This is a genomic window from Pseudomonas sp. GM74, from assembly GCF_000282455.1.
Lineage (GTDB): Bacteria > Pseudomonadota > Gammaproteobacteria > Pseudomonadales > Pseudomonadaceae > Aquipseudomonas.
On sequence record NZ_AKJG01000150.1, the window covers coordinates 46,199 to 59,739 of the forward strand.

General features: G+C 60.1%; 12 protein-coding genes. 1 reads left to right on the forward strand and 11 read right to left on the reverse strand.

Going from position 1 to position 13,541, the window contains the following annotated elements; translation table 11 throughout:
* Positions 1-220: 220 nt before the first annotated feature.
* A complete protein-coding gene (leuA, locus tag PMI34_RS04130) occupies positions 221-1,900 on the forward strand; it encodes a 2-isopropylmalate synthase (protein WP_008053238.1) in 1,680 nt (559 codons plus the stop codon).
* Between the two features lie 195 nt (positions 1,901-2,095).
* Here leuA and PMI34_RS04125 read toward each other — a convergent pair whose 3' ends face one another.
* From PMI34_RS04125 to ndk, 11 genes are all read right to left on the reverse strand, one after another.
* Positions 2,096-2,887, reverse strand: a complete 792-nt coding sequence (locus PMI34_RS04125) for an amidohydrolase (protein ID WP_008053239.1) — start codon at positions 2,885-2,887, stop codon at positions 2,096-2,098.
* Positions 2,875-4,023: a pyridoxal phosphate-dependent aminotransferase gene (locus PMI34_RS04120; protein ID WP_008053240.1), complete on the reverse strand. Its 1,149-nt coding sequence runs from the start codon at positions 4,021-4,023 to the stop codon at positions 2,875-2,877. Before PMI34_RS04120 ends, PMI34_RS04125 begins: the two co-directional genes overlap by 13 nt.
* 146 nt (positions 4,024-4,169) lie before the next feature.
* Positions 4,170-5,639 carry a ribosome biogenesis GTPase Der gene (gene der, locus PMI34_RS04115; RefSeq protein ID WP_008053244.1) on the reverse strand — a complete coding sequence of 490 codons (1,470 nt, stop codon included), beginning with the start codon at positions 5,637-5,639 and terminating at the stop codon, positions 4,170-4,172.
* Between the two features lie 219 nt (positions 5,640-5,858).
* Positions 5,859-7,010, reverse strand: coding sequence for an outer membrane protein assembly factor BamB (bamB, locus tag PMI34_RS04110; protein WP_032829872.1), 1,152 nt, complete (start codon positions 7,008-7,010; stop codon positions 5,859-5,861).
* On the reverse strand, positions 7,003-7,644 hold the full coding sequence (locus PMI34_RS04105; protein ID WP_008053246.1) for a tetratricopeptide repeat protein: 642 nt from the start codon (positions 7,642-7,644) through the stop codon (positions 7,003-7,005). The genes bamB and PMI34_RS04105 overlap by 8 nt, the downstream gene beginning before the upstream one ends.
* A gap of 41 nt (positions 7,645-7,685) precedes the next feature.
* Positions 7,686-8,975 carry a histidine--tRNA ligase gene (hisS, locus tag PMI34_RS04100; RefSeq protein WP_008053247.1) on the reverse strand — a complete coding sequence of 430 codons (1,290 nt, stop codon included), beginning with the start codon at positions 8,973-8,975 and terminating at the stop codon, positions 7,686-7,688.
* 38 nt (positions 8,976-9,013) lie between these two features.
* Positions 9,014-10,123: a flavodoxin-dependent (E)-4-hydroxy-3-methylbut-2-enyl-diphosphate synthase gene (ispG, locus tag PMI34_RS04095; RefSeq protein ID WP_003185136.1), complete on the reverse strand. Its 1,110-nt coding sequence runs from the start codon at positions 10,121-10,123 to the stop codon at positions 9,014-9,016.
* Positions 10,124-10,126: 3 nt separating this feature from the next.
* Positions 10,127-11,167, reverse strand: coding sequence for a RodZ domain-containing protein (locus PMI34_RS04090; RefSeq protein ID WP_008053248.1), 1,041 nt, complete (start codon positions 11,165-11,167; stop codon positions 10,127-10,129).
* Complete coding sequence (gene pilW / locus PMI34_RS04085; RefSeq protein WP_008053249.1) at positions 11,167-11,925, reverse strand: type IV pilus biogenesis/stability protein PilW; 759 nt, start codon at positions 11,923-11,925, stop codon at positions 11,167-11,169. Before pilW ends, PMI34_RS04090 begins: the two co-directional genes overlap by 1 nt.
* 16 nt (positions 11,926-11,941) lie before the next feature.
* The gene (rlmN, locus tag PMI34_RS04080; RefSeq protein ID WP_008053250.1) at positions 11,942-13,087 is read right to left on the reverse strand and encodes a 23S rRNA (adenine(2503)-C(2))-methyltransferase RlmN; all 1,146 of its coding nucleotides are present in this window, start codon (positions 13,085-13,087) and stop codon (positions 11,942-11,944) included.
* 28 nt (positions 13,088-13,115) lie between these two features.
* Entirely contained in the window at positions 13,116-13,541 is a 426-nt protein-coding gene (gene ndk / locus PMI34_RS04075) for a nucleoside-diphosphate kinase (protein ID WP_007903599.1), read from the reverse strand.

Sequence of the window (13,541 nt, forward strand, 5' to 3'; positions counted from 1 at the left end):
AATTTTTTTCGACTGCTTGCCAACCTTCCCCCCCAAGGTTAGGGTTGAGGGCATGAAAACCTCTCACACCCTCATTCAGCTCCGCCAGCACCGCAGCCTGTGCCTCGTCAGCGCACGACTGCCGGGCTGAATCGTGGTGCCTCGTCCCAAGCGTCAGTCCAAGAACTTTTGATCCACCGGCAGGCCGCCTTTTTTCGGCCCACACAATAAGGATTTCCCGATGAGCATGCTCAAAGACCCGTCTTCGAAATACCGCGCGTTCCCGACCATCGACATTCCGGACCGCACCTGGCCATCGAAAACCATCACCGCCGCGCCGATCTGGTGCAGCTCCGACCTGCGCGACGGCAACCAGTCGCTGATCGAGCCGATGGACGCCGTCAAGAAGCTGCGCTTCTGGAAAACACTGGTGCAGGTCGGCGTGAAGGAAATCGAAGCGTCGTTCCCGGCCGCCTCGCAAACCGACTTCGACTTCGTCCGCACCCTGATCGAAGGCAACCACATCCCTGACGACACCACCATCCAGGTGCTGACCCAGGGCCGTGAAGACCTGATCGAGCGCACCTTCGAATCCCTGCGCGGTGCGAAGAAAGCCATCGTTCACCTGTACAACGCGACCTCCCCTTCCTTCCGCCGCATTGTCTTCAACCAGGACAAGGACGGGGTCAAGGCCATCGCCGTGAACGCCGCCAAGCTGTTCGTCAAATACGCGGCCATGCAGCCGGACACCGAGTGGACCTTCGAATACTCGCCGGAAACCTTCAGCGCCACCGAAATGGAGTTCGCCAAGGAAGTCTGCGACGCGGTGATCGAGGTCTGGAACCCGACGCCCGAGCACAAGATGATCCTCAACCTGCCGGCCACAGTGGAATGCGCGACCCCGAACATCTATGCCGACCAGATCGAATGGTTCGGCCGTCACATCAACCGTCGTGACAGCGTGATCATCAGCCTGCACACCCACAACGACCGTGGCACCGGCGTTGCCGCCACCGAGCTGGGCCTGATGGCCGGCGCCGACCGTGTCGAAGGCTGCCTGTTCGGCAACGGCGAGCGTACCGGTAACGTCGACCTCGTGACCGTGGCCTTGAACCTCTACACCCAGGGCGTGAACCCTGAGCTGGACTTCTCCGACATCGACGGCGTGCGCAAAGTCGTCGAAGAGTGCAACCAGATCCAGGTGCACCCGCGTCACCCGTACGTCGGCGACCTGGTGCATACCGCGTTCTCCGGCTCGCACCAGGATGCGATCCGCAAAGGCTTTGCCCAGCAGAAATCCGATGCACTCTGGGAAGTACCGTACCTGCCGATCGACCCGGCCGACATTGGCCGCAGCTACGAGGCGGTCATCCGCGTCAACAGCCAGTCGGGCAAGGGCGGCATCGCCTACCTCCTGGAGCAGGAGTACGGCATCAGCCTGCCGCGTCGCATGCAGATCGAATTCAGCCAGGTCGTGCAGCGTGAAACCGACCGCCTGGGCCTTGAAATGACCGCCCAGCAGATCCACGCCCTGCTGTACAGCGAGTACTTGCAGGCCAACACCCCGTACGCGCTGGTCAGCCATCGCCTGCAGGAAGAAAACGGTCACAGCGCCGTCGAAGTGGAAGTGGCCAGCCAAGGCCAGGGCGAAACCAACCTGCACTGGCGCGGCAAGGGCAATGGCGCCCTGGAAGCACTGGTGGCCGGCCTGCCGGTACCGGTGGAAATCATGGACTACAACGAGCACGCCATCGGTGCGGGCACCAATGCCAAGGCTGCGGCCTACATTGAACTGCGTGTGAACGGTGAACGTGCGGTGCATGGCGTCGGCATCGACGAAAACATCACCACCGCCAGCTTCAAGGCCCTGTTCAGCGCACTGAACCGCTCGCTGAGCCAGCCGGAAGCGAAAGCGGCGTAAGCTGTTAGCCGAAAAGCAAAAGGCCCCGATGGTGTGAACCTCGGGGCCTTTTTGTTTGCCTGCCATTTTTGTTGTCTGAACCGGCCCCTTCGCGGGCAAGCCCGCTCCCACAGGGGACCGCGTACGTTCATGAGAATGCGATCAAATGTGGGAGCGGGCTTGCCCGCGAAGGGGCCCTGTCAGGCAGCGAAAATCTCAGGTGAACTCAAAAGTATCGGCATCCAGATTCGCCGGAAACCGCTGCCGGTACGCCGCCAGCTCTGCCGCATCCAGCACCACCTTGAACACCCCGTCAGCCTCTGCGGCACTGAGCAACGTCTCACCCTGGAAATCCAGCACCTGGCTGTCACCGGTATAGGCAAAGCCCTTGCCATCAGTCCCGATGCGGTTCACCGCCACCACATAGCACAGGTTCTCGATCGCCCGCGCAGGCAACAAGCGGTTCCAGTGCTGGCGCCGGGCACCTGGCCAGTTGGCGGTGTACAGCAACAGATCCGTGTCCTGGGCGTCACGGCTCCACACCGGGAAGCGCAGGTCGTAGCAGATCAGCGGCCGCACTCGCCAGCCCTTGAGCTCGAACTGCACTTGGCGCTCGCCGGGGGTGTAGTGGTTATGCTCACCGGCCATGCGGAACAGGTGACGCTTGTCGTAATGCAGCACCTCGCCATCCGGGCGTGCCCACAGCAGGCGATTGCGATGACTGCCGTCGGCGGCCTGGACGATCACGCTGCCAGTGATCACCGCATCAAGCTTTGCCGCCTGAACCCGCAGCCACTTGCTGGTGGGGCCGTTTTCCGCTTCGGCGAGGGTCTCGGATTCCATGGAGAACCCGGTGGTGAACATCTCCGGCAGAATGATCAGGTCGGCTCCGCGAGCCTGTTCCAGCAATGGCTCGAAATGCTCGAAGTTGGCCTGGCGGTCGTGCCAGACCAGAGAGGTCTGGATCAGCGCAACGGTCAGTTTCGGCAATGAACTCAGATCACGCATAGTTTTTCCGCCGCTTCACGCAGGGTCTCCTCACGCTTGGCAAAGCACAGCCGCACCAGGCGTTGGCCGACCGGTGGCGTCTGGTAGAACACCGAGATCGGGATACTGGCCACGCCATGCTCGCGAGTCATCCACAGGGCCATCTCGACGTCATTGAGGTCAGGGCGGATCTGCGAGTAATCGACCAACTGGAAATAGGTGCCGGTCACCCGGGTGAAACTGAATCGCGACGGCGCCAGCAGATCGCAGAACAAATCGCGCTTGGCCTGATAGAAACCCGGCAGCTCCTCGACATGCTCGGGATGCTCGGCCATGTAATCGGCCAAGGCGTATTGCAGCGGGGTCACGCCGCAGAAACTGACGTATTGGTGCACCTTGCGCAGCTCCGCCGTGAGGGCCGGTGGCGCGACCACGTAGCCGGTTTTCCAGCCGGTGACGTGGTAGGTCTTGCCGAACGAGCTGACCACGAAGGCACGCTGATACAGCTCTTCATGATTCAGCACGCTGACGTGAGGCACACCGTCATACACCAGGTGTTCGTAGACTTCGTCGCTGATCACATAGATGTCGCGATCGCGGATCAAGGCTGCCAACTGGTCGAGTTCGGCACGGCTGATCAATGCGCCGCTGGGGTTGTGCGGGGTGTTGAGAATGATCATCCGCGTGCGCGGGCTCAGTGCCTGGGCAAGCTTCTCGAAGTCGATACTGAAATCGTTCAAGCCCAGTTGTACGTGCACGCAACGACCGCCGGCCAGCTCTACCGAGGGCTCGTAGCTGTCGTATGCCGGGTCAAACACGATGACTTCGTCGCCGCTGTGGATTACCGCCTGAATGGCACAGAAAATCGCTTCGGTCGCGCCTGGGGTGACCGTCACTTCAGTATCCGCATCCACCTGCGTGCCATAGTTGCGGGAGATCTTCACCGCAATCTGCTGACGCAACACCGGCAGCCCGGTCATCGGCGAATACTGGTTATGGCCACTGGCGATATGCCGGCCAACCGCATCGCACAGGGCCTGCGGGGCGGCGAAATCGGGAAAACCCTGGGACAGATTGAGCGCGCCGGTCTGTGCCGCGAGCTGAGACATCTGCGTGAAGATGGTGATGCCGACATTCGGCAGCTTGCTGGTGATCATCGATAGCCCCTTGCAGGTGAGCTACAAGTTTCAAGCTGCAAGCTGCAAGTGGTCAAGCGCCAAACCTCCAGACGCAAAAAAAGGGCCCTGGAAAGGACCCTTTTCGCTTTGACTTGAAGCTTGCAGCTTGCAGCTTGCAGCTGCTTCTATCGCTTGTCGCGACGCTTCTTGTCGGCCTTCTTGTGGTGCGACATCAAACGACGCTTCTTGTTGACCTGACGGTCGGTGAGCGTGTTCTTGTTGCCTTCGTACGGGTTCTCGCCACCCTTGAACTCGATGCGGATCGGCGTACCGACCAGCTTCAGCACACGGCGGTACGTGTTTTCCAGGTAACGCACGTAGGACTTCGGCACCTTCTCGATCTGGTTACCGTGGATCACGATGATCGGCGGGTTCGCGCCACCGAGGTGGGCATAACGCAGCTTGATCCGGCGACTGTTGACCATCGGCGGCTGGTGCTCGCTGACCGCGTCTTCCAGGATCTGGGTCAGGCGGCTCGTCGGCCAGCGGGTAACCGCGGACTTGAACGAGTTCTGTACCGACGCGTAGAGGTTGCCCACGCCAGTGCCGTGCAGTGCCGAGATAAAGTGAATATCGGCAAACTCGACGAAGAACAGACGACGCTGCAACTCGATCTTGACGAAGTCGCGCTCGCTTGGCGTCATGCCGTCCCACTTGTTGATCGCGATGACCAATGCACGACCGGCCTCGAGGGCAAAGCCCAGCAGGTTGAGGTCGTGGTCCACCACGCCTTCGCGGGCGTCCATCACGAAGATCACCACGTTGGCGTCTTTGATCGCCTGCAGGGTTTTGACCACGGAGAACTTTTCGACTTCTTCGTGGATCTTGCCGCGCTTGCGCACACCGGCGGTGTCGATCAGCGTGTACTTCTCGTCGTTACGTTCGAACGGGATGTAGATACTGTCGCGGGTGGTGCCGGGTTGGTCGTAGACGATTACCCGGTCTTCCCCGAGCATGCGGTTGACCAGGGTCGACTTGCCGACGTTCGGACGGCCGATGATCGCGATCTTGATCCCGTCTTTTTCGCTTGGGCCAGGAATGCGCTTGGCTTCCTCGCCTTCGGCGACGTCTTCTTCCTCGCCTTCTTCCAGCTCGTCGTCGTCTTTCGGGAAGTCACTCAGGGCGATTTCCAGCAACTGGGTGATACCACGGCCGTGGGCACCGGCGATCGGGATCGCATGGCCCATGCCCAACGGGGCGAATTCGGCGCGGGCCATTTCCGGGTCGATGTTGTCGACCTTGTTGGCCACCACGTGGGAACGCTTGTTACGCTTGCGCAAATGCTCGGCGATCATCTGGTCGGCGGCGGTGAAACCGGCCTTGGCATCTACCAGGAACAGAACGACATCTGCTTCTTCGATGGCCAGCAGCGATTGCTCGGCCATCTTTTCGTCCATACCGTGCTCGTCACCGGAGATACCGCCGGTGTCGATCAGAATGTAGGAACGCCCTTGCCACTTGGCCTCACCGTACTGGCGATCACGGGTCAGACCGGACAAGTCGCCGACGATGGCGTCACGAGTCCTGGTCAGGCGGTTGAACAAGGTGGACTTGCCGACGTTCGGTCGGCCCACCAGGGCGATTACGGGAACCATGCGGCTCTCCACTTCGTTATTTCAGAAAATACAAAAGCCGCTGCGAGGCAGCGGCTGGTGCTCGGGGGCAACACTGTGGGAGTGGGCTTGCTCGCGAAAAACCGTAACAGCACCGTGTTTATCCAGGCTGTACGCGTCATCGTTGACACCTTTCGCGAGCAAGCCCGCTCCCACAAGTGAAGCAGCCTGGGGTGGTTAACCCCAAGCATAGTCAAACCTTTACTTGATGGTCAGGGCTTCCAGTTTGCCGCTGTTGCCATACACATAAATCGTGTCACCCACCACCAGCGGACGAGCACGCAGGCCGTCGCTGTCGATGCGCTCGCGGCCGACGAAACGACCGTCCACCTGACTCAGCAGGTGCAGGTAACCTTCCAGGTCACCGATTGCAACGTAGCTGGAGAACACTTCCGGAGCCGACAGTTGACGGCGGGCCAGCGAGTCGTTGCTCCACAAGGCTGTGGTGGAACGCTCGTCGACGCCTTCAACGGTGCCCGAAGACAGGCTCACATACACGGTACCGAAACCCTGGGCGACACCGGCATAGCTGGAAGCATCACGCTGCCAGAGCTGACGGCCGCTTTGCAAGTCCAGAGCGGCAACGCGACCCTGATAGCTGGCGACATACAGCGTCTCGCCCGACAGCAGCAAGCCACCGTCGATATCGACCACGCGCTCCAGCTCCGAACGACCTTGCGGGATCGCTACGCGCTGTTCCCACACCGGTACGCCGTTGGAGATGTCCACGGCAACCACTTTACCGGTCGACAGGCCAGCCACCGCGAGGCGGTTGGTCACGATCGGCGCACTGGTACCACGCAGGGTCAGTACCGCAGGCGTGCTGTCATAGATCCAGCGACGGTTACCGGTGGAGGCATCCAGGCCGATCAGACGATCATCCTGGGTCTGAACCACCACGACGTCACCGTTGTTGGCTGGCGGCGCCAGTACTTCGCTGGACACGCGAGCGCGCCACTTTTCTTCACCGTTGATGGCGTCCAGGGCAACGATTTCACCCTTGATCGTACCGATGGTGACCAGACCGTAACCGACACCAACGGCGCCGGAGACAGGCAGTTCGAGGTCTTTCTTCCATTTGACATCGCCGGTGTTGCGATCCATCGCCATCAACACGCCAGTGACGTCGGCGGCATAGATGGTATCGCCATCGATGGCCGGAACCAGCATGTTGTAGGTTTCGCCCTGACCGTCACCGATCGAACGACTCCATTGCTTGTGCAGAACCACTTCTTCTTTGAAGTCGGTCAACTCGGCTGGTGGCAATTCTTTTTTGCTGTTGCTGCTGCAACCCGCGGCCAAAATGGCCAGGGCCAGCAATGCTGCATGTTTCCAACGAATCACGTCACGCATCCCCTTTGGCCAGGTCGTCCAGCTTGATTTGCAGGCCACCGACCGCCGCTTCATCCGACAGTGCCGCCTTGGCTTTTTGATACGCCGCGCTCGCCTCGTCGGTACGACCCAACTGCACCAGCAGGTCGCCCTTGAGCTCTTCGCGAGTGGCCAGGAATGCCTTGTCGGCATCGCCTTCGAGAAGCTTCAGTGCTTCGTCGGCCTTGTTCTGCGCGCCGAGTACCTGGGCCAGACGCTGACGGGCGATTTCGCCCAGCGCCGGGTTGGCCGGTTTGGCGACAATGGCTTTGAGTTCGCTGGCCGCGTCGTCCAGCTTGCCGCTGTCGACCGCAACCTTGGCCACGAACAGGCTGCCGTACTGCGCGTAGGCGCTGCCGCCGAACTCGCTGTTGAGCTTGCCGGCCAGGTCCGAAACACGGGCCGCATCAGGCTTGCCGTCAGGCGTCAGCGTGGTTTCGAGCAATTGCTGATAGAGAATCGAGGCGCCTTGCGACTGATTGCTCTGATACTTGTGGAACGCCTGCCAGCCGAACACGATGACCAGCGCCAATAGGCCGCCAGTGACCAGGGGCTTACCGTTGCGTGACCACCATTCCTTCAATTCCATCAAATGTTCGTCTTCGGTACTCGACACCCCAATACTCCTTAATCGCTAATTCGGCTGTTTAGACAGCTTCAACCCTGCACGACGCAGGTGGCCAGGTGTGCAGCAAGCGCATCCCAGGCAATGCTTTGTTGTTCGCCCTGGCCACGCAGGGGTTTGAAACCTACCACTTGCTGGGCCATTTCGTCGTCACCGAGGATCAGCGCGTACAGCGCACCGCTCTTGTCGGCCTTCTTGAACTGGCTTTTGAAACTGCCGGCGCCGGCATTCACTTGCAGGCGCAGGTTGGGCAACTGGTCGCGAACCCGCTCCGCCAGGGTCAGGCCAGCCAGTTCGGCGGCTTCACCGAAGGCGCAGAGGTAGACGTCGACCTGACGGGAGATCTCTTGCGGGATCTGCTCCAGGGTTTCCAGCAACAGCACCAGTCGTTCGATGCCCATGGCAAAGCCAACGCCGGCGGTCGGTTTGCCGCCCATCTGCTCCACCAGGCCGTCGTAACGGCCACCGGCACATACGGTACCCTGGGCGCCGAGTTTGTCGGTGACCCATTCGAAAACGGTCTTGCTGTAGTAATCCAGCCCGCGAACCAGTTTCGGGTTGATCACGTAGGGAATGCCGGCGGCGTCCAGGCGAGCCTTGAGGCCTTCGAAGTGCACGCGGGATTCTTCGTCGAGGTAATCGGCCATTTTCGGCGCATCGACCAGAATCGCCTGTGTCTCGGCGTTCTTGGTGTCCAGGACCCGCAACGGGTTGGTCTTCAGGCGGCGCTGGCTGTCTTCGTCCAGTTTGTCCAGATGCCGGGACAGGAACTCGACCAGAGCTTCGCGATAACGACCACGGGATTCGCTGGTGCCCAGGCTGTTGAGCTCGAGCTTGACCGCATCGCGGATGCCCAGTTCGCCCCACAGGCGCCAGGTCAGCACGATCAGTTCGGCGTCGATGTCCGGGCCGTCGAGGTTGAATACTTCGACACCGATCTGGTGAAACTGGCGATAACGGCCTTTCTGCGGACGCTCGTGACGGAACATCGGGCCGATGTACCAGAGTTTCTGAACCTGGCCGCCGCCGGTGATGCCGTGTTCCAGCACCGCGCGCACACAGGCCGCCGTGCCTTCGGGGCGCAGGGTCAGGGAGTCGCCGTTGCGGTCGTCGAAGGTGTACATCTCTTTTTCGACGATGTCGGTCACTTCACCGATGGAACGCTTGAACAGTTCGGTGAACTCGACGATCGGCATGCGGATCTGCTTGTAACCGTAGTTATCCAGCAGGCGCGAAACGGTGCCTTCGAAATGACGCCACAGGGGAGTCTGTTCGGGCAGGATATCGTTCATGCCACGAATGGCTTGCAGAGACTTGCTCACTTAAATTCCTTAATTCGTTCGGCTCTTTTTAGCCAGGCTTAGCCGCGCGCAATAACGGCAGCGTCAGCTTCGACCTTTTCGGCCGCCTTCTGCCGGATCAAGCGCTCAAGCTCATCCACCAGATTGTCATTCGTCAGCTTCTGCGACGGCTTGCCGTCGATGTAAATCAGGTTCGGCGTGCCGCCGGTCAAGCCGATATGGGCTTCCTTGGCTTCGCCCGGGCCGTTGACCACGCAACCGATCACCGCGACATCCAGCGGCACCAGCAAATCCTCGAGGCGCCCTTCCAGCTCGTTCATGGTCTTGACCACATCGAAGTTCTGCCGCGAGCAGCTCGGGCAGGCGATGAAGTTGATGCCACGGGAACGCAGGTGCAGGGATTTGAGAATGTCGTAGCCGACTTTCACTTCCTCGACCGGGTCGGCCGCCAACGAGATGCGGATAGTATCGCCAATCCCTTCGGCGAGCAGCATACCGAGGCCCACGGCAGATTTCACCGTGCCGGAACGCAAACCACCGGCTTCGGTGATGCCCAGGTGCAGCGGCTGGACGATTTCCTTGGCCAGCAGGCGGTAGGCTTCGACGGCCATGAACACGTCGGAGGCTTTCACGCTGACCTTGAAGTCCTGGAAGTTCAGGCGTTCAAGGTGCTCGACGTGGCGCAAGGCAGACTCGACCAGCGCCGCCGGCGTCGGCTCGCCGTATTTCTTTTGCAGGTCTTTTTCCAGGGAACCGGCGTTCACGCCGATACGGATCGGGATCCCGCGGTCACGGGCGGCATCGACCACCGCGCGCACACGGTCTTCGCGACCGATATTGCCCGGGTTGATCCGCAGGCAATCGACACCCAGTTCAGCTACGCGCAAGGCGATCCGGTAGTCGAAGTGAATGTCGGCAACCAGGGGCACCTTGACCAGCTGCTTGATCTTGCCGAAGGCTTCGGCGGCATCCATGTCCGGTACGGAAACCCGCACGATATCGACGCCGGCCGCTTCCAGGCGATTGATTTGCGCGACCGTGGCCGCGACATCGTTGGTGTCGCTGTTGGTCATGCTCTGCACAGCGATAGGCGCATCGCCGCCAACAGGCACGTTACCGACCCAGATCTTGCGGGATTCGCGACGTTTGATTGGAGATTCGCCGTGCATGACTTATTGACCCAACTTCAGGCGAGCAGTCTCGCCACTGGTGAACGGAGCGACATCAACCGGCTGGCCGTTGTAGCTGACCTGAGCGCCGCGGGCAAAGCCCAGACGCACGGCGAACGGTGGTTTGCCATTGACTGCCAGGCTGTCGCCTTTGCGTTTGAGACCGCTGAACAGCACCTTGCCGCTACCGTCGGTCACTTGTGTCCAGCAATCGGAGGTGAACTGCACCTGAACCTGGCCTTGACCGGCCACTGGCGCGGCTTGCGCTGGAGCAGGAGCAACAGGGGCTGCCGGTGCAGTCGTAACCGGGGCTGGAACAACTGGAGCTGCCGGAGCCGGAGTTGCCGGGGCCACCGGCGCTGCGACAACGGGCGCGGTGGTGTGCGCGGGTGCAGCTGGCGTGGTCGGCGCTGCCGGGGTGGCTGGCGCAGTCGATTGAGTCTGAGCCTGCTCTGGTGCTTCAGCCGGAACGTCGGCCTGTGGCAGCGCAAGGGCGGTTCCGCCGTCAGTCTGACCTTCCGCGACGGCCTGGTCTTCCGGCTCGTCCAGCGGATGAATCTGTGTCGTACCGTCGGCACCTTCGACTTCAACGTGCTCTGGTGCCAGACCGATCAGGTCCTTGGTGCGCATCGAGGTCTGATCCTGCCACCAGACGAAACCGCCACCGATCACCGCGACCAGCAACAGCAGGCTGACGATTCGCAAAATGGTGTGGGAAACCCGGACCGGCTCTTCAATACGACCCAGGCTGTGGACATTGCTGCCCTGGGAATCGGTACCGGTGGACTGATCGAATTGCTGGACCAGAACGGCCTGGTCCATGCCGAGCAATTTGGCATAGGCGCGAATGTACCCGCGGGCAAAAGTATGCCCGGGCAGCTTGTCGAAGGCGCCGGCTTCCAGATTGCTCAGGGAAGTGGTGGTGAGGTTGAGCTTGAGGGCCACTTCGGCCAGCGACCAGCCATTGCTTTCGCGGGCCTGGCGCAAAGTCTCACCGGGGTTTACGCGATTCGCTGCTACAACTTCGGGATGCGCCGCTTTCATCATTGCTCCGACAGGTATTGCTGATATTCCGGCGTACCGGGATAGAGTCTTTTTAGTTGCAGGCCTGCACTTGCGGCCTTGTCGCGGTCGTCGAACACTTTTGCCAGCCGAACGCCGAGCAATAGACTACGTGCATTTTGTTCGGAGAGCTGGCTAAAACGGTCGTAATAGTCACGCGCGGGCACATAATGCCTGTCTTCGTAAGACAACTCAGCCATTTCCAGCAATGCACGTGGTTGTTGGCGATTCAGGCGCAGGGCTTTTTCCAGTTGCTGTTGGGCCAAATCGCGCTGACCGAGCATCGCAGCGGTCATACCCAGGTTCTCGAACACCCGCGAACGCTCAGGATACAGGGTATCGGCAGCGGCTTGTTCAAAGCGCTCGTAGGCTTCCTTGTAACGTTTCTGCTCGAACAAAAAACTGCCGTAGTTATTGAGGATTCGTGCATCGGCGGGACGGGAAGCCAGCGCCTTGCGAAAATGCTCGTCGGCAAGTTCCGGTTCCATCTCGGCCTGGAACACCAACCCCAGCGCCGCATTGGCATCCGGGTCGGAGTCATCCAGCTCCAGCGCTTTCTTCAGTGGAACCTTGGCACGCTCGGTCATGCCTTGTTGCAAATACCCGATACCGAGTTGCACATAGGCCTCACGCGCTTCATCACGGCCCTTGCTGGTCTTCATCGGGTTGTAATCGCCCGAAAGCACGCAGCCAGCACACAGGCTGGCCAACAGCAAAAGCAGCGCAAAGCGCAGGGACATAGAGATCCTCTCTCGGTTACTTATTCGCAGCGTCTTGAGCCATATCGTTTTCGGCGTTCAGTTCACGCACGGCGATATAACGTTCGCTGCGACGGGTGCGATCCAGCACCTGCCCTACCAATTGACCACAGGCCGCATCGATGTCTTCACCACGGGTGGTGCGGACAGTGACGTTGAAACCGGCATGATGAAGCTGATCCTGGAAACGCCGAATGGCGTTGTTGCTCGGGCGCTCGTAACCGGAGTGCGGGAACGGGTTGAACGGGATCAGGTTGATCTTGCACGGGATGTTCTTGAGCAGCTCGATCATTTCCACGGCGTGCTCGACCTTGTCGTTGATGTCTTTGAGCAAGGTGTATTCGATGGTCAGCACGCGCTTTTCGCCGAGATTCGACATATAGCGCTGGCACGACTCGAGCAGCATCTTAAGCGGATACTTCTTGTTGATCGGCACCAATTGGTTACGCAATGCGTCATTCGGTGCGTGCAGGGACAACGCCAGGGAGACGTCGATGTGCTTGGAGAGCTCATCGATCATCGGCACCACGCCGGAGGTCGACAGGGTCACACGGCGCTTGGAAATGCCGTAGCCCAGGTCGTCCATCATCAAATGCATGGCCGCGACGACGTTGTCGAAGTTCAGCAGCGGCTCACCCATGCCCATCATCACCACGTTGGTGATGGCACGGTCGACGGTTGCCGGGACGCTGCCAAAGGATTTGTTGGCAATCCACACCTGGCCGATGACTTCGGCGGCGGTGAGGTTGCTGTTGAAGCCTTGCTTGCCGGTGGAGCAGAAACTGCAATCCAGGGCACAGCCTGCCTGGGACGAAACGCACAAGGTGCCGCGCTTGCCCTGGGGAATGTACACGGTCTCGACGCAGCTGCCGGACGCCACACGCACCACCCACTTGCGGGTGCCGTCGCTGGAGATGTCCTCGCTGACCACTTCCGGACCACGGACCTCGGCAACAGACTTGAGCTTTTCGCGCAAGGCCTTGCTGACGTTCGTCATGGCATCGAAATCATCGACACCAAAGTGGTGAATCCATTTCATTACCTGACCGGCACGGAAACGCTTCTCCCCGATTGAGTCGAAGAATTTTTCCATTTCCAGCTGGGTCAGACCCAGCAGGTTAGTTTTTACAGTCGATGTAGTCATGGATTCACCTTCACTCTTAAGCCAATGCTTAGCGAGTGGTTACTTCAGTAGCTGCGAAGAAGTACGAGATTTCGCGAGCGGCAGCGGCTTCGGAGTCCGAACCGTGTACGGCGTTGGCGTCGATGGAGTCAGCGAAGTCAGCGCGGATGGTGCCGGCAGCAGCTTCTTTAGGGTTGGTAGCGCCCATCAGCTCACGATTCAGAGCGATAGCGTTCTCGCCTTCCAGAACCTGAACGACAACCGGACCGGAGATCATGAAAGCAACCAGGTCGTTGAAGAAACCACGAGCGCTGTGCTCAGCGTAGAAGCCTTCGGCTTCGGCTTTGGACAGTTGCTTGAGTTTCGAAGCTACAACGCGCAGGCCAGCTTTTTCGAAACGAGTGGTGATCTCGCCGATAACGTTTTTAGCAACGGCGTCAGGCTTGATGATGGAGAAAGTACGTTGAACAGCCAT